Origin of the sequence: Rhodococcus sp. APC 3903 (assembly GCF_030407755.1) — a bacterium.
GTDB lineage: Bacteria > Actinomycetota > Actinomycetes > Mycobacteriales > Mycobacteriaceae > Rhodococcus_F > Rhodococcus_F erythropolis.
The window spans coordinates 73,738-94,488 of sequence record NZ_JASDCV010000010.1; the positions used below are offsets into that span (position 1 = coordinate 73,738).

Annotated in this window: 8 protein-coding genes and 1 tRNA gene; 4 read left to right on the forward strand and 5 right to left on the reverse strand. The window is 63.7% G+C overall.

Annotated features, from left to right (window positions below; translation table 11 throughout):
* Positions 1-34: 34 nt before the first annotated feature.
* The 3 genes from QMA15_RS15975 (at position 35) to QMA15_RS15985 (ending at position 2,640) form a co-directional block, all read left to right on the forward strand.
* Positions 35-105: transfer RNA gene (locus tag QMA15_RS15975), tRNA-Cys, on the forward strand.
* Positions 106-226: 121 nt separating this feature from the next.
* Positions 227-1,018, forward strand: coding sequence for an ABC transporter ATP-binding protein (locus QMA15_RS15980; protein ID WP_279163920.1), 792 nt, complete (start codon positions 227-229; stop codon positions 1,016-1,018).
* On the forward strand, positions 1,015-2,640 hold the full coding sequence (locus QMA15_RS15985; protein WP_279163921.1) for an ABC transporter permease: 1,626 nt from the start codon (positions 1,015-1,017) through the stop codon (positions 2,638-2,640). Before QMA15_RS15980 ends, QMA15_RS15985 begins: the two co-directional genes overlap by 4 nt.
* 110 nt (positions 2,641-2,750) lie before the next feature.
* Here the strand turns inward: QMA15_RS15985 and QMA15_RS15990 are convergent, their stop codons facing one another.
* Complete coding sequence (locus tag QMA15_RS15990; RefSeq protein ID WP_279163922.1) at positions 2,751-3,140, reverse strand: hypothetical protein; 390 nt, start codon at positions 3,138-3,140, stop codon at positions 2,751-2,753.
* Between the two features lie 522 nt (positions 3,141-3,662).
* Here QMA15_RS15990 and QMA15_RS15995 point away from each other — a divergent pair.
* Entirely contained in the window at positions 3,663-5,111 is a 1,449-nt protein-coding gene (locus tag QMA15_RS15995; protein ID WP_019748157.1) for an MFS transporter, read from the forward strand.
* Here the strand turns inward: QMA15_RS15995 and QMA15_RS16000 are convergent.
* Genes QMA15_RS16000 through QMA15_RS16015 form a run of 4 tightly spaced genes read right to left on the reverse strand, consistent with a single transcriptional unit; the run spans position 5,060 to position 20,715 of the window.
* Positions 5,060-5,905 (reverse strand): siderophore-interacting protein, encoded by an 846-nt coding sequence (locus QMA15_RS16000; RefSeq protein ID WP_070385277.1) that lies wholly within the window; start codon positions 5,903-5,905, stop codon positions 5,060-5,062. The two genes, QMA15_RS15995 and QMA15_RS16000, sit on opposite strands and share 52 nt — an antisense overlap.
* Complete coding sequence (entS, locus tag QMA15_RS16005) at positions 5,902-7,203, reverse strand: enterobactin transporter EntS (protein ID WP_070385278.1); 1,302 nt, start codon at positions 7,201-7,203, stop codon at positions 5,902-5,904. The genes QMA15_RS16000 and entS overlap by 4 nt, the downstream gene beginning before the upstream one ends.
* Positions 7,200-8,213, reverse strand: coding sequence for an ABC transporter substrate-binding protein (locus QMA15_RS16010; protein ID WP_029538034.1), 1,014 nt, complete (start codon positions 8,211-8,213; stop codon positions 7,200-7,202). The genes entS and QMA15_RS16010 overlap by 4 nt, the downstream gene beginning before the upstream one ends.
* A 40-nt stretch (positions 8,214-8,253) precedes the next feature.
* Complete coding sequence (locus QMA15_RS16015) at positions 8,254-20,715, reverse strand: non-ribosomal peptide synthetase (RefSeq protein WP_279163925.1); 12,462 nt, start codon at positions 20,713-20,715, stop codon at positions 8,254-8,256.
* Positions 20,716-20,751: the final 36 nt, after the last annotated feature.

Genomic DNA, 20,751 nt, shown 5'->3' on the forward strand with positions numbered 1-20,751 from the left:
GACTGTTGTTCACTACGAACATAATTGGATCAATGCGGGTGTGGCCGAGCGGCAAGGCAGCGGTCTGCAAAACCGTCCACGCAGGTTCGACTCCTGCCATCCGCTCAGCTTGCGAACCAGCGACTCATGCCGCGACCAACCACTTACCAAAGACATTCGGTGCACGCAGCCTGCATCGCTCCGCTCTGTCTCCGCGCACAGGGCTCCGGACAGTTACCCTCGATCGATGCACCCTCTCCCCGAGACAGGCCAGTTGCCTCCCGGACCGATGGCCTTACAGGTGGAACACCTCTGCATGGCGTTCGGCGCGAAAGTTGCTGTGAACGACCTTTCCCTCGCGGTGCCCTCAGGTTCGTTGTTCGGCCTGGTGGGCCCTAACGGTGCGGGAAAAACGACCACACTGTCGATGGCTGTCGGATTGCTTCGCCCGCACTACGGTCGCAGCCTGGTGTACGGCTACGACGTGTGGAACGACCCTGTGGCAGCGAAGAGTCTGCTCGGCGTTCTACCCGACGGTCTGGCGCTACCCGCCCAGTTCACCGGTCATGAACTACTCACCTATTTCGGGCGACTGCGCGGCATGCCAGAGGACGTCATCGCGTCACGACGCGACGAACTGTTGGCCGCGCTCGATCTCGCCGATGCAGGTGGAACGGTCATCGCCGACTATTCAGCGGGTATGACGAAGAAAATCGGGTTGGCCTCGGCCTTGTTGCACGGCCCTCGCTTACTGGTACTGGATGAGCCGTTCGAAGCTGTCGACCCCATTTCTTCGGCCGGAATTCGGAGCATTCTGCTCTCGTTCGTCCACTCAGGTGGCTCGGTCATTCTTTCCAGTCACGTGATGGCCCTTGTCGAACAACTGTGTACTCAAATCGGAGTCATCGCAGACGGGCGCGTCGTGGCTTCAGGAACGGTCGACGAGGTGCGCGCAGGCAACACACTCGACGAGGCATTCGTTCGCCTTGTCGGCAGCCGCAGTCCCAATCCCGACGGACTGTCATGGATGCGCGCATGACCACCACCAGCTTTTCACCGACACACTGGAACACGTCGGTCTCGGTGTGGCGCACTGTTCTCCGCATGCGCATGACCCTCTACAAACGTCAGTTCACCGGCGGAAGAGCTGTAATCAAGGTCATTGCAGCGTTGTTCGGGGTTCTGGGGGCAGCTCTACTGTGCCTACGAGCTTCGGGAACAAACGGTGTTTCTCCCGAACTCGTCAGCGGCACAACCAGTCTCGCACTGTCGGCTATCGGCGTGATGTGGATCTTGATGCCGATCATGTCTGGTCTGTCAGATGACAATCTTCACCCCAGACATTTCCAACTACTCCCCCTGGAACCCGTCCGACTCGCCAGAGCACTGTTCTCGACGTCGCTGGTCGGTATGACCGTGCCGATTACCGCGTTGGCTGCAGCAGCGATTCCAATTTATGCCGCTACACACCACCCTGCCGTATTGCCATTGGCCATTATCGCTTGGCCCGCAACGGTCCTGCTCATTGTCGGCACCTCACGGGTCGCGATGCTGGCGATGTCGCAGCTCCTGCGGAGTCGTCGCAGCCGCGAACTGGGACTGTTGGCATTCGGCACGTTCTTCGGCGGACTGTATCTGCTGCAATTTCCGCTGCAGAGTCGCCTCGGCACGGTCGTGGACGGCGACGTCACGTGGCCGCTCACGGTCGCGCATTCGATACCGTTCGCGTGGGGAATCACCAGTGTCGACGCAGCAGCAGGAGGCGCCTGGCTCCTCGCCGCCGGAGCAGTCCTCGCCCTGGTGCTGGTCGATCTCGCACTGCTGTGGTCATGGCAACGCCTGGTCGTTCGCTACTTCAACGGGAAGGTCGCAGAATCAGCGGGCGCCACTTCCGTGCAATTGAAGAACCAGGGCCGCGACATTCGAACCGGTTGGCGCGCATCCCGACTGGGCACCGTCATCTCTCGCGAGCTTTCGCTCTGGCACGGAGACATGCGCCGACGAACACAACTGCTCTCCGTTGCCATCATGACCTTGGTCTCCGGCTTCGGACCGCTGATCTCGTCATCGATCCCCTTCTCCGCCGCATGGGGTGCCTGGTTCCTGATCTACCTGGCAATGGCAGCCGGATCGAATCTGTACGGATTCGACGGCGCATCGATCTGGCATCTGGTGATGATCCCCGAAGCCGCTGCCGCTGACGTCCGGGGCCGACAAATCGCGTGGGCAATCGTGATGACACCCTTCGTGGTCGTCGCAACAGCTGCTGTACGGATCTTCGGGGACCTCGGGACCGACCGACTGGCCGTGCCGATCGCCGTCGGCATTTCGATGATGGGAGTCGGTGCAGGATTGGTAGTGGCGATATCCGCCAAAGCGCCCTACCCGGTTCCGGAGATGAAGAAGACGTTCTCCTTCAACACCCGCGGGTCCTTCAACGGCTCGTCCTTCGGACTGATCATTCTCGCCATCGTCATCTTCGCCGCGACAACGGCGCCCGGCGTTCTACTCGGGGCGCTGCTACCGAACCCGGTGAACTATTTCGCCATCCCTGTCGCTGTTGCGATTGGTGCACTTGGTGCTTGGATCGGGGGCCGCGTCGCGATCACCCGTATGCAACGCGAGCCGGATCGGATTCTGTTCGCGGTTACCACCACATGATCGTTGCCCAGATAGCCCGAGAATTTCTGGGCGTCAGCGCAGTAGCCGCAGCTTGCACCAAAAAAACTCAGTCTGGGCAATCGGATTATCAGGGAGCCAGGTAGCCAGCCTCAACGCGTTCGGTCCTCGCATATCGCCGCCGGCGCTTTCGTGACATAGCTTCCGCTCGAGCCGAACCATTGCCCTGGAAACATCGCACCACCAAGATGTTTGGCATGCCCCCGGAGCACCACGGTTCCGTACGTGTCGCCGAACGTCCCGGCCGATGCGGGAACTGCGCGCACCCGGCCCCTTCGCTCGAGCGCGGCTGGATCGAGCGCTGCCTCAGGTTCGCACCGCAGCCCGCTCGGTGCGCAGAAATCCTGGTGATGGACCACTACACCGGAGCGATGGAATTCTGCCGGTGCCGACATCCGTTCCACGGGTCCTGATCGCGCCGGATCCTCGAGATCCGCTGCCGAGCCGAGTCCCTCGGCGCCCCGGCTCGACAGCGAAATCACACCTGAATCAGCTCAGCGAACTCAGCAGCGGCTCGAGCAGCTTGTAGAGCTCGAAGATGCCGATGATCGTTGAAATAGAACCCATGATGATCCTCCGTGATTCGTGAACTTTCCGTGACGTCGCGTCACAGGCAGAAAGCTAACAAACCCGGCTTTCAAACGGGGACCTTGGATGTGTCCGGCAGATGAACTCCCTGCTGGCAGAGCCCTTTTGGTGACCAGCGTCATGTTCGACGAGAAATACGCCTCATCGTCACATCACCTGACCCTGACCGACCACAACAGCGAAAGTCTGCCGGTTGTGGTCTCGCGATACTTCGCGCCAATTCCGCCCCATCCGGCTCTTGCTTTGTGCGCTGAATCCGATTACATTTCTCCACAATAACGGTACGCGTAACGAAATAACAAGACGCTCTACCGCACTGACCTATATACCCAGTGCCACAACCCTTCCGGACTCTTGCTGGGGCGGCGCTTCGTCGTGTCCAGAAGCCCCTCACTCCCCGATCGAAAGAGAGCACGATGACCACAGAGAGCATCTCCGGAAATCAGCCGCGACCGGTAGCAACTATCGCAAGCCTGACCCTGCTGATCGCTGCCGTCGCCGCGCTCGAAAGCATCATCGTCCCCGCACTCCCCCTGATACAGAGAGACTTCGGAGTGACGGCCGACGTCGGAGCGCTCGCATCCGTCGCTCTGACGTTGAGCACTGTTCTCGTCACGCCGATGGCCGGGCGAATAGCCGACGTGTACGGCGCCCGCCCCACCTTGCTCGCGATCACGACAATCGTCGTCCTGGGCGGCAGCGTGTCCGCTCTTGCAACGATCTTCCCGCTGTTCGTCCTCGGCCAGTTTCTCCAGGGATTCGGGCTCGGGTTGTTGCCCGTGAGCTTCGTGGTCCTACGACGCACTTTGTCCTCGGACCGACTCAAGACGGCCACGGGTTTGCTCGGGGCTGTCGTCGTGGCCGGCGGCGCTCTGGGAGTCGTGCTGGCGGGACCCGTCGCGGAAAACGTCTCACGCACCGCGATGTATGCAGTTCCGACCGCGTTCGTTTTGCTCGGCGCAATTGCTTTTGCCATGAGCACACCACGAGATCATATGTCGAACGTCGGCGGCCGACTCGATTGGCCGGGAGCTGCCGGATTGGCTCTGGGCTTGTTGACGCTGACGGCGTGGCTGGCGAGCGCATCGAGCAACGGGTGGGGCGCACCGACGTCGATGCTGCTGCTTCTCGCTTCCGCTGCCGTCTTCACGATCTGGGCCAGGTATCAGAGCCGGACAACCGAGCCGATGGTCGACCTGACGATGATGCGGCATCGTTCGATGTGGAGCGCCGTGGTCGTCGGCGTGGTTTTCGGGTTCACCTACGGCGCTGTTGTCTATCTACTTCCGCAGCAACTCGCCGTGCCGGCAGAGAGCGGATTCGGCCGCGGTGCGTCGACCAGCGCCATCGGCTTCCTGCTGTGCGTCGGCTACGGCGCAGCGGTCATCGCGTCGGTGATCTCCGGAAAGCTCGCGCAACGGGTCGGCACGAAAGCCATTGCGGTAGCGGGAGTTGCCTTTCTCGGCCTCAGCGGCGCCGCCGGGGTCTTTGCAACCACGATGTGGCAGATCGTTGTGGTGCTGATCCTTGCGGGTACCGGCGTTGCCGCCGCGTCGACGGCAGTGTTCGTCATCTCCGCCGACAGCGCACCGGCAGACCGCGTAGGTGTCACGACGGCAATAGTCACGATCGCCAGATCGCTGGGTTCTGCTGTGGGAACCCAAATTGCCGCCGGGATCATCGCGAGCGCGACTTCATCCGGCGGCCTTCCCCAGCACTCGGCATTCGCCACGGCTTTCGGAGTGGCGGCAATCGTTGCGATTGTCGGACTCGTTGTCGCGGTGACGATGCCGAAACCGGCGTCAACCGATGTTCAGTGGTCGTCGTCGTCCTCGTCGAAGTCTGCGACTCCGCGCTTCCAGTAGCCCGTGATCAGGTGGTCGCCCGAACTCAGGCCGAGTTCGTCGCGCACGAATCTGCGAATCGGCTTGAGACTGGTGGCCTCACCGGAGATCCAGGCGTAGACGCGCTCACCTTCGGGCACGGTGACCGTCCGGACTGCCTGCTCGAGCAGATCCGAGTGACCGGCTGGGACGTCACCGCGGTGCAGCCATCGCACCTCGACTCCTTCCGGAACAGTGAGTTCGATTTCCTGTGAAGGGTCGGTGATCTCGACGAACACCCACCCGGCGGCAGCAGCGGGCATCATCTCGAGCCAACGAGCAATGGCAGGAAGGGCGGTGATGTCACCGGCCAGCAGATAGCGGTCGTACGTCCATGGAACTACGACGCCGCCGGGCGGACCTGCCACGTGCACCCGAGTGCCGACGGTGGCCGCCTGAGCCCAATCAGAGGCGTACCCACCTTCGTGGAGCGCGAAGTCGAGGTCCAGCTCCCCCGCCTCGGCGTCATATCGACGGACGGTGTACTCACGCGAGATCGGCAATGGACGAGGCCACTTCAGGCTGAATCCGTCGCGTTCGGGTAGACGCAAAGTTCCGTCTGCATCCGGGTACACCAGGCGGACATGCTCGTCGGGAGCGTGCGATTCGAAGCCCTCCAACTCCGGTCCACCCAAGGTCAGACGCAACAGTCCGGTCCCGACCATTTCGCTGCGAACAACTTCGAGTTCGCGAATGCCGATGGGGTACGGCACTTTTGCGCCGGTGGTTCCCGCCAGAACTTCGGCGATGGTCGCGAGGTGGTCTCCTCGGTTCATGAACTACCTTCCTTTTCCGGCGGAGCATTCCCCACCGGCACAGTGTTTTCGGAGAGATCGACTTCGTTGATCTCCGAAGTTACCCGGCGCACCGAACCCAATGCTGCCAGGAGCACCAGGCCCAGTGTCACACCGGCGAGCCCCAAGACCAGTAGCGCGGCGCCAGGCTCGAGCCACTGCCCGAGGAACCCGGCTGCCATCGAACCGATCGCCGTACCCGTGACGGCTTGCACCATCCACAGACTGGACACGCGTCCGCGCAATTCGTCCGGCGTGTTCTGTTGAAGGACTGCAAATCTCAGAATGTCGTTGAGTGCGCGGCCGAGGCCGAATCCGGCCAGGCCCAGGAACGCGACAATCGCTGCTCCCGACGCACCCAGTACCACCAGGCCGAGAGGCATCAGCGCAACAGAGATCAACATCGCGGCGCCGTTGCGGTGGACTCGTCCCGTCCAACCGCTGGTGAGTGAACCGATCACAGCGCCGACAGCGGGGGCGCCGTAGAGCAGACCGAGCATGGTGGGTCCGCCGCCGAGAACCTGGTCGACGAAGGCAGGCAGCAACACCATAGGCCCGCTGACGAACATGACCAACAGTCCGCTGATCAGGATGCCGCGAATGACTGTGTGCGTGCCGGCGAATTTCACGCCGGTCACAAGCGCGCGCATCGGGCTTTCGTGATTCGTGCCCGGTGCAGGGGAGGGGCCGATGGCCTGGAACAACGTGACAGTTGCTGCGGTGGCCACCGCAGCAACAAAGTATGTCGCGGGGATGCCGCCGGAGGCGATGATCACGCCGGCGATTGCCGGCGAGATCATCGTCCCGATGTCGGTGGTCAGCGCTACCAAAGCGCCGGCCGCAGCCATCTTGTTGCGCGGCAACAACGTCGGCATCAAAGCCATCAAGGCCGAGCTGCTGACACCGCCGGCCAAGCCGTCGACGGCTGCCGCGACGTAGATGACCCACATCGACGGGTGTGGCAAGAGCGCATTGCACCCGAGAATGACAAAGCCGAGACCCGCAGCACTGCGGGCCAACTGGATGGTGCGTCGCCGGTCGTAACGGTCAGCGAGCACGCCGCCGAACAGGCTGCCGAAGAACATGGCGATGGCCATCGCCGTGGACACTCCGGCAACCTGCAAGGTCGAGCCGGTGAGCTGGTACGTCTGCGCGGGAACGGCTACGACGAGCAGTCCGATCCCGAGCAGCGAGATCAATCGCGCGGAAAACGCGTACCTGAATGGACGGCTGGTCCGCAACGGTGAAACATCGATCACCAGCCCACCGAATCGAGTCATGCGAAGGTCTGGCCGATCAGGTCGAGCGTAGCCATTGCGCCGTCGTAGTCAGGACGGTAGCTGGTGGCGGGGAGCTCGAACGTCGTGCCTGCCTTGAAGGACGGCAGCTGCGAGTAGAGCGGATCGGTGGCAAGTTCGGCCATCGGGCGACCGGACACCGGAATCACAAAGGCGACAGGAGCATCGGCGACCTGCGAGAGCAGTTCCGGGCTGACCTCGAACGAGTCACCCGAGCCGAAGAGCTGCGGGTTGCCGGCCTTGGCCATGACGTCGTCGGCCTTGAAACCGAGCTCGGCGAGCATTGCGGGGAGCGCTGCCGTCGGCGGCACGAGGTACGGCTTGTTGTTGGCGAGCGAGAGAATGTAGACGACGTTGCCCTCGGGAACCTTGATCTTGCCCTTGACCTCTTTGACCTTGTCGTCGTACGCGCTGATCAGTGCCGGAACCTTGTCCGAACGACCTGCGGCATCGGCGACGATCTCGAGCTGCTTGTCCCAGTTGGCAACCGTCTTGGGGACCAACACGGTGGGTGCGATAGCGGTCAGCTGGTCGTAGAGTTCCTCGGCCTGAACCGAGGTGATGCCCTGTCCACCGCCGATGATCAGGTCGGGTTCAGCCGCCGCGACGGCTTCGATGTTGAGCTGCTCGCCGGCCGGCAATTCCTTGGTGCCCTGCGCCTTTGCGGCATCCGACCATGCCGGCGGGAATCCACCGTCGAGGTTCGTGACACCGAGGACGCGGGTATCGGTGGCAACCACCGGTGCGTCCAGGGCGTACAGGTATCCGGCGAGACCGCCGCTCAGAACCACGATGCGCTCCGCCGACGCGGGCACGGTGACCGAGCCCTTTTCAGTTTCGATCACGCGCGTCGTGGGCTCTGCAGCCTTGGTCGGTTCGTCGTTCGAATCGCTACTGCAACCGATCATCGCCACGAGTGCGACGATCAGCAACCCTGCGATGGCGACGAATCGTCGCCAACTCCGTATCGCGAGGGGCGGTGTGGACTTCATCATTGAGCTCCCATTGTGTTTCAACTGTGTGGTTTTCAAACTATGTGGCCGTGCGTTTCGACAAATGGCTGTCGAGCAGCGGGGCAATTGCCGCCCACCCGGCTGGGGTCACCAATCCGGCGTGGTCGTACGGCAGATGGTGTACTGCCATGTCCCGGTCCCCGCGGACTCTGCGCCAGCGATCGGCCAGCAGCTGTCCGGACGCCTCGGCGTCGGCGGTGATCAGAGTAACCGGTCCGTCGTAGGTTGTGTCAGTCGAGCGGGCCACGAGCAAACGAGTGGCATCAAAACCCGCCCGAACATCCTCGACCAGTCCCGGTGCCTGAGTGAGGATCTCGGGTGGCAGGGCGGCGGCCAGATCTCGGTCGTCGGCATCGTCGCGACCGCGATCGTCACGATCTCCCAGTGGATGAGTATCGATCAGACCGGCGAACTCCACCGTCTCGCCGATATCGACCAGCTGAGCCGCCATCGCGGCAACGACGTTGCCACCGAACGAGTAGCCGAGCAGGTGGTACGGCCCGCTCGGCTGAACGCCCCGAATCGTGTCGACGTACATCGCTGCCAGTTGGTCCACGTTCGTCGGTTCGAGTGGCTCACCGGCAACTGTGGGAAGTTGCAGGCCGAACAGTGGACGGTCAGCCTCGAGGACACCGATCAAAGGTGCAAAGGGCCAAGCGAATCCACCGGCCGGATGCACGCAGAACAGTGGTTCTTCGCTGCCTTCGGCTCGGAGTGTCAGAAGGCGATCGCGACTTAAATCGATTTCGGACGCCGACTCGCCAAGGTGTGCTGCAAGTTCTGCAACTGTCGGACGGGCCATCAGCGTTCCCACACCGACGCTCACCGACAGGTCATGCTCCATCTCCCCCACCAGTCGCATGGCTCGAAGCGAGTCGCCGCCGAGATCGAAGAAGCTCTCGTCGGGATCGACGGCCTCGACGCCGAGTACCCGCGCAAAGACCTGGCACAGTTGCCTTTCCATCTCGGTTCGCGGTGCTCGGGCCGCTGCTCGGGCGGGGGGTGCCGGCAACGCACCGCGGTCCAGTTTTCCGTTGGGCGTCAGCGGAATCGAATCCACGACGACGATGTCCGACGGAACCAGGTGTGCCGGTACGCGTTCCCGCAACGCAGCTCGCAGATCGGTTGAATCAGCGCCGGGTTCTTCGATGACGTACCCGACCAGTCGCGGCGGCCCACCGCCTTCGCTACGGACTGACGCTGCCGCTCTCAACACTCCCGGCAACGACGCCAGCGCGGATTCCACTTCACCCAATTCGATCCGAATGCCTCGGATCTTGACCTGATGGTCTGCGCGACCCAGATATTCGAGTTCGCCGTCGCGGCGACGCAGAACGACGTCACCCGTGCGGTACATGCGGTGACCGACCGAGTAGGGATCAGCGACGAATACGGAAGATGTCAGCGCGGTCCGGTGAAGGTAACCCATCGCCGTTCCGTCACCGGACATGTACAGCTCGCCCGCCGCTCCGATCGGAACCTCCCGCAGCCCCGAATCGAGTACCCGCGCGGACGCGTTCAGAATCGGACGACCCAAGCACGGTGTCTCGCTCCCCTGAACCGGGGATCCCATCGCGTTGATCGTGAACTCCGTCGGCCCGTAAAGGTCGTACCCGTCGACACCGTCCTGATCGCGCAATCGCGACCACAGTTCGGCAGGTACAGCTTCTCCTCCGAGCATCACCAACACAGGCGTCCGCTCCCCGTCGAGGAGACCGGCGGCCATCAGTTCCCGTGCATACGAGGGGGTTACATTCACGACGTCGATACCGACTTCGCGGTAATGCTTCACCAGAGACGCGGGGTCCAGTCGCGCCTGCTCGTCGATCACGTGAACTTCATGCCCCGCGAGCAACCAGAACAGTTCCTCCCACGACATGTCGAACGAGAACGAGACTGTGTGCGCGATGCGCAAACGTCGGCCACCCACACTGTTTTCGGTCGGAGTGAAGATCTCGGCCTTGTGATTGTGATACATCGTCGTCAACCCGCGGTGACCCACCACGACGCCCTTGGGTTTTCCGGTACTGCCCGAGGTGTAGATGACGTAGGCAGGCTGGTCCGGTGAGGTCGGCCCGCACACCGCGGCCTCGTCGACTACAGGTGCCGGGGACTGCCCGTCGAGTACCCCGGTTACGTCCGGGTCGTCGAGGACCAGACATACCTGTCCGTCCGGAACAACAAGGTCACGCGTCTGAGTCGTGGTGATCACCAGCGCCGCATCGCTGTCGAGGATCAGTTCGCGCAGGCGTGCCGGCGGGTGAGCCAGATCCAAGGGAAGGTATGCCGCTCCGGTTCTCATGACCGCGAAGATCGCTACGACGTGATCGGCGGTACGCGGAAGTGCGAGCGCCACAACACGGGTCGATCCCGCGCCTGGCACCGACTGCCCCAGCGCCGAAGCGAGTATCCGTGCCAGCCTGTCCACTCGAGTGTTCATCTCGGCTGCGCTCAGTGTGACGTCTCCGAAGACCAGCGCCGTCTCGTCCGGAGTTGCCGCTGCCCTTTCGCGGAGCAAGGCGTCCACGCTACCGCCGGCCTGGTCCGGCCGCGGCATCACAATGTGCTCCGAAGCGAATTCCGCGGGGGTGCGCGAAAGCGGAACCGCCGTGTCCGCCACCGTGGCGGTATCGGAATTCGCCATCACTTCGAGGATCGTGATGGTGCGTGAAAGAACGTCCCGAGCCACGTCGTGGGGAATCAGGTCGGGACGATTTTCGAGAGTGAGCGCCATCGGCGCATCCCCGACCCCCGGATCCACGTCGAGCGTGAGCGCATAGTGGGTGCCGTCCACTGCGTCGAACCCGACGATTCCACTGCGCCCGAACGTGTCTCGACGTGCCTGTTCGTCACGAGGCGTGTTGCGGAAGACGTAGAGCGTGTCGAACAGTGTTGCGAACCCAGCGCTTCGCTGCACGTCGCCGAGCCCGAGATGGTGATGCCCCAGCAGCGAACCCTGTTCACGGAACAGGCGTCCGAGCAACGCCGAGATCTCCTCGCCTGGCCGGACCCGGACACGCACGGGAATGGTGTTGAGCGCCAAGCCCACCATGCGGTCGGCGCCCTCGACCTCGGGTGAACGTCCCGAAACCGTCGATCCGAAGACCACGTCGTCACGCCCCGTCACGGCGCGCAATGCCAGGCCCCACGCCGCAGAGACGACGGTGGACAGCGTCACTCCGCTACGTCTGGCCAGCTCGCGAACGTGCTCGGTGATGCTCTGTTCGAGCTGAACGCGGGTGAACACCGGCAACGGAGCGCGTCCGCCTGATCCCGTACCACCCACGAGTGTGGGTTGCTCGAGATCCGCGAGGTAGTCCTTCCAGGACGAGAGGGCGTCCGTGCGATCCGCTTCGGCGATCCATCGCAGGTGATCACGGAAGTCCGCAGGCTTGTCGAGCGCGCCGTCGAGTCCAACCGGGTCCGTGCCGTGAGTGCGAGCAAACTCGTAGAGCGCAAACAACTCCGCGTACATCAAGGTCTGCGACCAACCGTCGGTCAGCAGGTGGTGCTGAGTGAAGACGAGATGCGCTCCCCCACCCGGTAACCAGACCAGCACCATTCGAATGAGTGGTGGTGCACTCAAGTCGAAGAGCGTGCCGAATTCGGCCTCGTCGACGGCGCGAACCTCGCGATCGATGTCCTCGGTCGCAACTGCGCTCAGATCGATCTCGCGGAAAGGCATTTCGGCTGCCCTGGGCACGAACTGCACCGGAGCGTCGAAACCGGCGTGTGTGAAGCCGGCCCGCAGGTTCGGATAGCGCCGCAAGAGCGCATCCCCCGCTGCTCGGAGTGCGCGAACGTCGACGGCAGCATCGGCGGAGAACTCGAATCGCGGCTGCATGTGATAGACATCCGTACCGCCGGCGCCGTCGAGAACCGACTGGAAGTACATGCCTTCCTGCAATGGACCGAGTGGTAGCACGTCCTGCCATCCCGGGCTCAGCGACTCGAGCCGTGCCCGACGATCCGCATCGACGGCTACGAGTGGGCTCGGCACACGATCCGGCGCGGTGTCGGGCAATGCCTTTCGGTCCACCTTGCCGTTGAGGGTGAGCGGGAGTGCTTCGAGCACCGTGATGCTCTGCGGCACCATGTGCTCGGGGAGCAGCCGCGCAATCTCCTTGCGCACCAGTACCGAATCGAGCGTGGTTCCACCTTCGGGAACCACATATCCGTGCAGACTTCCGGTGCCCGCCGCATCGACACGGACGGTGGCTGCCGCGCGGAACACACCGGCCACCGATCCGAGCGCGCCTTCGACCTCGCCGAGCTCGATACGGAAACCGCGAACCTTCACCTGATCGTCCGCACGACGAAGGAAGTGCAAAACCCCTCGCCTGCGTCGGACCAGATCGCCGGTGCGGTAGAGACGTGCCCCCGGCAGAGAAGGATCGGCAACGAACCGAGCGACGGTCAGATCGGGGCGATTCAGGTATCCGCGGACCACCTGCGCACCACCCAGATACAGCTCGCCCGCAACGCCTTCCGGAACCTCACGCAGGTCGTCGTCGAGGATTCGCACGTGCACGTCGGTCCAGGGCTGACCGATCGTGACTCGGTCGCCGGTCGTGATGACCGAAGATGTCGCCCACACCGTGGCCTCGGTGGGTCCGTAGACATTCCGGACCGAAGCAGCGTTGGCCACCAGATCGTCAGCCAGATCCTGCGGGAGGGCTTCCCCTCCCACCAGGGCTCGCACCATGGCGAGTCCGACTGCGTTCTCGTGTTCGGTGACCACTCGCCACAGCGCCGGCGTTGCCTGCATCACTGTCGCATCGCTTGCGATGATCAACGCCGACAACGCATCCGGATCGCGAACCGTCCTGCGGTCTGCGATCACGACAGTCGCGCCCGCTGCGAGCGGGCACAGCAACTCGAGTGCCGCGATGTCGAACGACACCGTTGTCACCGCGACGATGCGATCGCCCGGCCTGATCCAGCAATCCTCGAGTACCGTGTCCGCGAAGGCCGCGAGGTTGCCCGTCGAGACCATCACGCCCTTGGGGCGACCCGTCGAACCGGAGGTGTGGATCATGTAGGCGAGGTGATCACCCGCCGCGGGCGGTGAAGGAAGCACAACGCCCGAGTTGGTGAACTCACCGTCCACGAAGACACTCGTGGCGACCGTCGACGGAAGTTGCCCGGCGCTGTCGATACTGGTCAGGACACACACCGGGGCCGCGTCCTCGATCATGAACTCGAGCCGCTCACTCGGGTAGTCGACGTCGAGTGGCAGGTACGCCGCACCAATACGCAGTACCGCGAGCAGTCCGGCCACCAGATCCGCATCTCGATCGAGCGCGACGGCGACTACCTTCTCGGGTCCGGCGCCGGCCGCGAGAAGTTCGCGGGCCAGCTCGTCGACGCGCGCCGACAGTTCCCCGTAGGTAATTCCGACCTCGCCGGAGATCACCGCGACGTCGTCGGGGTGGAGGCTGGCATGTCGAGCGAACAACTGCGAGATCCCCGACGGCGGCGTCGCGCGTCGGCCCGGGTCGCGATCCGACTTGCTTTCCGACAATCGCAGGTCCGCGACGACAGTGCTGTTTTCGTGACCGAGGACCGCGATCACACCGTCGAGCAATGCGTCCGCAGTCGCGGCGTCGAACAGCCCGGCATCAACCGTCAATCGAAGTTCTGTTGCGGTTCGGACGAATTCGAGGTCGACGCTATTTCCGGGCGAGTGACCGACACGGGCAGCGAACAGACTGCTGGTGGGACGCCCGAGTAGATCGGCGATTCGGTCGAGGCTGACTTCGGAATGCGCAAGTGACTCAGAGACAGCGTTTTCGACTCGTCGAACGACATCGGCAATTCTCGGCCGACCGGACAGGTCGACCCGAATCAGGGTGTCAGTCCCTTCCGAGAACAGTCCGACCGCAAGGTCCCGACCGCCACCGAAGCCGTTCAGCGTCGCCGCCACTGCGGCCAAGAGCACCGCGTCGAATCCTGATCCGTCACCGAACCGAGCATCGCGTAGCTGACGAACGTAGGTGTGCGGGCGGTACTCTTTGCCGCGCGGGCGATCGTAGGGAAGGTCCGTTTCGAGGGGCAAGCCCGCGAGCGTGCGAACCCAATACCGCTCGTGATCAGGATTTCCCGCCACTGCCGGGGCGCGGAACGTCGCCACGGTCACGGCGGGTCGATCGACGACAGCAACCGAATCCGGCGAGAACTTCTTCTGATCGACGCGTGCGGCCATTGCAAGACCGAGGGGGGTCGGGGTGTCGAAGACATCGGAGACGACGACGCGTATTCCCAGCTTCCGCAGACTTCCCACCAACCGCATCGCTGTGAGCGAGTGACCGCCGAGAGTGAAGAAATTGTCACCCGGATCGACGTCGGGAATCTCCAACACCGTTGCGACACAGGCGCACACTGCATCGACGACCGCGGGATCGACATCGATCGCAGGATCGGACGCGGCCACCTTTTTCGTGACAGCCACATTTTTCGTGACAGACACCGCATCGGCAACGGACGCTGCCTGTCGGACAACCGTGAGCACCGCGGATGCGGGAGCTGTCGGCTCGGTCAGCAACCCACGCAGGATCTCCGCGAGCCGTGTGACCATTCGCTGCGCCGTGGCTTCGGAGACAACTGCCGGATCGTGGTACAGGACCAGATCCAGACCGGTGCTCGGCGGCGCCATCAACGTCATCGGATAGTGCGTGACTCCGCGGTTGGTGAATCCCTCGACTCGAAGTGTGTGCGATGCAGGCTGTCCCGCACCGGAGTTCGGGAAGTTCTCGAACACCAGGAGCGTGTCGAACAGTTGACCGATCCCGGCGATGCGTTCGATCTCGGCCAAACTGGTGTGCTCGACGTCCACGATGTCGAACTGCGCGTTCTGCAGACCGACGAACTGATCCAGCAAGGGCTGATCCGCGACGATGTCGAGGCGGGCCGGAATCGTGTTGCTGAACAACCCGACCATTCCCTCCACCCCGGAGAGTTCGGCAGGTCGGCCGGACACCGTGGCCCCGAACACGACGTCCCACTGTCCCGACGCTTCGGCGAGCGCCGCTGCCCACGCACCCTGAACCAGGGTGTTGACCGTCAGCGCTCGCGCACGACCGAGTTCGATCAGCGCTTCGGCGTCCGATGTCGCGAGAGGAACCTCGAGCGCGACGGGCACACTTCGCGGCGCCCCTGCGTCGGCAACGAGAGTCGGCGCGGTGAGCCCACGCAGACGCTCACTCCACACTGCGCGGGCAGAGTCCTGATCACGGCCGGCGATCCATGCCAAGTAGTCGCGATACGGCGTCGGCGCAGGAAGGTGCGCATCGCCGTCGTGGTAGACGTTCATCAGCTCGCGCAGGACGATCGGAGTCGACCACCCGTCGGTGAGCAGGTGATGCGCATTGAGGACCAAACGGTGCACCCCGCCGGGCAGCCGAATCAGCAGCGCACGCAGCAGAGGCGGTGTACTGACATCGAAGACGTAATCGGCGGCCTCGTCCTCGAGCTGATCTGCAGAGCGGAATGCAGTGTCAGCTGGAACGGAGGTCAGGTCGACCGAACGCCACTCGACTTTTGCACCGCGCGGAATGATCTGAACGGGCCGTTCGAACTGCTCGTAGTGGAAAGCTGCGCGTAGGTTCGGGTGCCTGTCGATCACGGTCTCGAACGCGTCGGCCAACTTCACCTCGTCCAACGGGCCGGAGAGGTCGAAGCGTGCAGTAAGGGTGTAGACGTCTGCCTCGCCGTCACGGACCGCGTGGAACAGGAGGCCTTCTTGTAGCGGCGAGAGCGGAAGTACATCGGCAAGCGGTCCGTGGACGGCTTCGAGTTCGTTGATCCCGGCTTGATCTACCACCGCGCCCTGGCCGAAGATCGTCGCCGAGCAATCGGAAGGCGTCAAACCACCCTCGAAGAGCGCGGCATGCGCGGTCAGGGCAGCGAGCGCACGTTCCCAATGCTCTTGCAGCGCGACGATCGTTTCGCCGTCGAGCACTGAACCCGCCGCAGTCCATTCGACTGCCAGCGTCGTCGAGTCGTCCTCACGGACAAATGCGTTGAGCGCCAGCACCTCCGACATAGCCTTCGTCGCCGGTTCGATGACCGCGAATGGATCCTGCTCCGGCAATCGCCATCCGGTTCCGGGTAGGGACGGGAAGCGGCCGAGATAGTTGAGCAGCAGTTCGGGTGTAGCGCACGCGGAAAGGTCAGGTGCGGTGTCGCGATCCAGATGCCGCAGAACTCCGTAGCCGACTCCACCTCCGGGTACGGCGCGTTTTGCTTCCTTCACCGCACGAAGCAGATGCCCGGCTGCTGCTCCGCCGCTCAGTGCGTCGGCAAGATCGTCTGCGGTGAGCAGTGCATCGGTGGGAACCCGGACGGGGAACTCACTGGTGAACCACCCGATGGTTCCGGCGAAGTCGGTGTCGCTGGTGAGCGCGTCGCGGCCATGGCCTTCGACGGTGACTGTCTGCGCGGGCATCCCGATGAGGCCGCGGCCGTGCTGCCATGAGCGCAAGGCAAGCATCAAACCCGCGAGAAGCACTTCGTCGGCCTTGGCTCGATACGCCGCCGGAAGCGTGGTCAACAGCGCGTCGGTGACAGCCGGGGGTGCAACAGTTGTCGTGCGAGAGGCGGTTGCGGTGAGGTCGACTTTCGGGTCGAGACGACGACTGCCGATCGGCTCGTCGTCCGCCTGTACCGACGCGGACTTCCAGTACTCGAGCTCCGATGCCATGCTGCCCGAGGTCCCGAATTCTGCGAGCAACCCCGCGTATCGGCGCCACGAACTTCCGCCAGCACCCAGCCGGGCCGACCTACGCTCGCGCGCTGCATCGGTAGCTTCGTGGAGGTCTGGAAGCAGAATTCGCCAGGACACACCGTCGACGATCAAATGGTGAGCCACGACGATCAATTGGTCGGGTCGACCGGTCTCGGTATTGACCAGTACGACTCGCAGGAGTTCACCGGCGCGTGGGTCGAGACTCGCCGCCGACGCCTCCGCGAGCTCTCTGATCCGGGACGGCTCGGAGGTGTCGGACACCTCGTGAACGAGCCCCTCGCTGCGCACCGCGCCGACGTCTCGGACGATCAATTCGGTAGTGCCGCTGTCATTGTCACGGCGCAGGAGCAGACGTAGAGCGTCATGGTGATCGAGGATCGTCTGCACGCCGGACTGCAGGTCGCCAAGCGAGAGGCCGTCGTCGATGCGCACTGCGGTCCACTGCGTGTAGCCCGCGATTGCCTCGTCTGTCGGATTCTTGTCGATCAGTGCCCGAACGATCGGCGGAGCGATCACGGTGCCGGTCGCCACGTCCGCAACCGAGGCTACGGCGTCGGCGTCATCGGCAATCTCACGCGCCGCAGCGGCGATGGTTCCCAGATCTCGCTGTGCCAGTAGCTCTTTCGGAGCGACGACCAGTCCGCGCACCCGCAGGCGACTGCTGACACTGATTGCCGTGATGCTGTCACCACCGAGGCCGAAGAAATCCTCGTCCACACCGACGCGCTCGCGGCCTAGCACCTCGGCCACCACGTCACAGAGGATTTCCTCGTGTGGTGTGGATGCAGCGCGACCTTCCGATTCGGTGGCCGGGGCTGGTAGTGCCGCACGATCGAGCTTTCCGTTCACCGTGACGGGTAGTTCGTCCAGAACGACGATTGCGGCGGGAACCAGATGATCCGGTACGCGACCGGCGAGGTCTCGGCGCAATTCTTCCTGCGGCGGAAGCGTCGTACCGGCGGCGGCTACAACGTAGCCGACCAGGCTGGGCCGTCCTCCATCCGTACGGATCAGCGCGGCGGCCGCGCCGATTCCGGGCACCGATCCGAGAACTGCCTCGACCTCGCTCAACTCGACGCGATGTCCGCGGATCTTCACCTGCTTGTCGCTACGACCGATGAAGTCGTATCCCCGCCCGGGTACCCAGCGCGCGACGTCCCCGGCGCGGTACATCAGATCTCCCGGAGCCCCGAAGGGATCTGCGACAAAACGCTCGGAGGTCGCTCCGGCGCGACCGAGGTATCCCCTGGCCAATTGCGGTCCGGCCAGATAGAGCTCACCTCGTTCGCCGTCGGCGACCGGTTCGAGCGCGCTGTCGAGCAGGTACGCGCGGGTTCCCGCGAGCGGGTACCCGATACGCGGTCCGGCACCTTCGACCGTGGTCGCGATCGCGTCGACCGTCGTTTCGGTGGGGCCGTACAGGTTTCGAGCGGGAACACCGGATTCGATGATCGCGTCCCACAGTGCGGGCGGTGCCGCCTCGCCGCCCACGACAAGCAGGTGCAGCCGCTGCGTGCGCAGCAATCCGTTGTCCACCATCGCTGCCGCCATCGACGGCGTCGTGTCGACCACGTCGACGCAATCTCGCTCGAACGCCGCGACCAGGGCAACGGCGTCCTTCTGCAGTTCTTCGTCGTATACGTGCACCCGATGACCACACAGCAGCCACAACAGCTGATCGAGAGACGCGTCGAAGGCGAACGACGCCGTATGCGCGGTGTGCAGTTGCCGGTTTCCGACGCGCGCGGCCGTGTCCCGGTAGATGGTGGCGCGGTGATGGTGAAGCAGGTGCGCCAATCCACCGCTTCTGACCAACACGCCCTTCGGCTTGCCGCTCGATCCCGAGGTGTAGATGACGTACGCCAGGTGATCGCCATGCCGCGCCGTCGCCAGTTCACCGAGTTCGAGTGGAAACTCGGAATGGGCACGGAGTTCTTCGCGCACTTCGTCGGAATCGAGTACGAGCGGGTCGGGTCGAGAATCTCCGACGAGTTGCTCGGCCAGCGCGGAAGTGGTGAGCACCACCTTCGGTTGCGCGTCGTCGATCAGATCCCGCAACCGCTCGGCCGGGTGCTGCGGATCCAGGGCCACGTACGCTGCGCCCGCGTTCAGTGTCGCGAGCAGAGCCACCACCATCTCGGAGGTACGCGGAAGCGCAAGTCCGACAATGTCGTCCGGGCCGACATCGCGAGCCCGAAGCAACCGGGCGAGTTTGTGGACGCGGCCACCGAGTTCTGCGCCTGTCAGACGTTCCTCACCGCACACCAGGACCGTGTCATCCGCATGATCGGCGACGATGCGGTCGAAGACGTCCGGGACGAGGGCGACGGAGCCAGGCACAGGTTCAATTTCACGGCCGGCAAGGATCCGCGCAGCTTCGGGTGCCGGCATCATCTGCACCTGTCCGACGGCAGGGTCTCCCTCCCCCACCATTGCGTTGACGATGCTCACGAAACCAGCGAGGCGACGCTGAACCGAATCCCGAGTGTTGGTGCGCGCGTCCACTTCGAACCCGAGGAGAACTTCGCCGTCCGCGATGGGGGTGACCGTCAAACCCAGGTCCTCCGGCGGACCTCCGGCGACGTTACGTAGTACACCCACAGCGCCGGCGAAATCGAGGGCGAAGTCGAAAGCCTTGAGATTGATTCCGATCCCGTGAAGCAGTGCGCCGGTGCCGGCGACGCCCAGGTCCCGAGCAAGATTCTCACCGCGGTAGCGCTGGTGTGCGCGCAGGCTTTTCATCGTGGCGGCCACCTGCTTGCTCAGGTCACCGAGTCGATCGTGGCTGCGAATCGTCAACCGGAGAGGCAGAACGTTGACTGCCATGGCCGGCGTCTTGAGTGCCGTGCGGCCTACGCGCGCCATGAGTGGCATCGCGATGACAACATCCGTCTCACCGAGCAACCGGTGGAGAAACGCGCCGTAGCAGGCGATCAGTGCCTCGGCCCACGTTGTTCCCGTCGCGTCTGCCACCTCTTTGAGGCGGTTGAGGGCGTCGGCGGTAATGACCTCGCGAACCTGGATCGTTCGTTCCGCCGGACCGGTGACCCGCTGGCCGCGTCCGTCCAACGCGGGCAACGGCGTCAGGACATCACGCCAGTAGTCACGATCTTCCGCGAACTGCTCGCCAGCCCGGTACGCCTCGTCCTCGGCGACCAACGCACTCATCGAACCGAATCGCGTTGGTGCGACGTCGGTTCCCTTCTTCGCCGCCGTGTAGTGCGCGGCGACACGACGCGAAATCATGGCTGCGCTGTATCCGTCGACGATCAGGTGGTGATAGAGCTGAATGCACCAGATCTCGCGATCGGAGAGCCTGATCAGCGAGTACGTGTAAAGCGGGCGCTCCACCATCAAGCGGCAGTACTCGGACGCTCGGCTGCGCTCGGCGTCGACCAGTGCGTGCGCCACGGCTACGGGATCGCGCTCGTCACGGACGTCGGTGATCGGGATGACGCCAACCGGCTCGTCGGAGATGTACTGACGCGGGCCGTCCGCCGTCTCGATCATCCGCAGCCGCATGGTTTCGGCTTCGCCGATCGTCGCAGTGATGGCGGCCGTCAGAAGTTCGGTGTCGATCGGTTCGTCGCCCGAGATTTCGAGCACCTCACCGACGAGATAGCTCCGGGATTCGGGATCAAGCCTCTGTGCGTTCCAAATCCCGAGTTGAGCTCCTGTGAGAGCAAACGTAGCTTCGTTTGCCGCTCCGGAGTTCGAACCTGGAAGAACGCTCACACTGATCCCCTCGTCTGTGGACACACGTCACCCAAG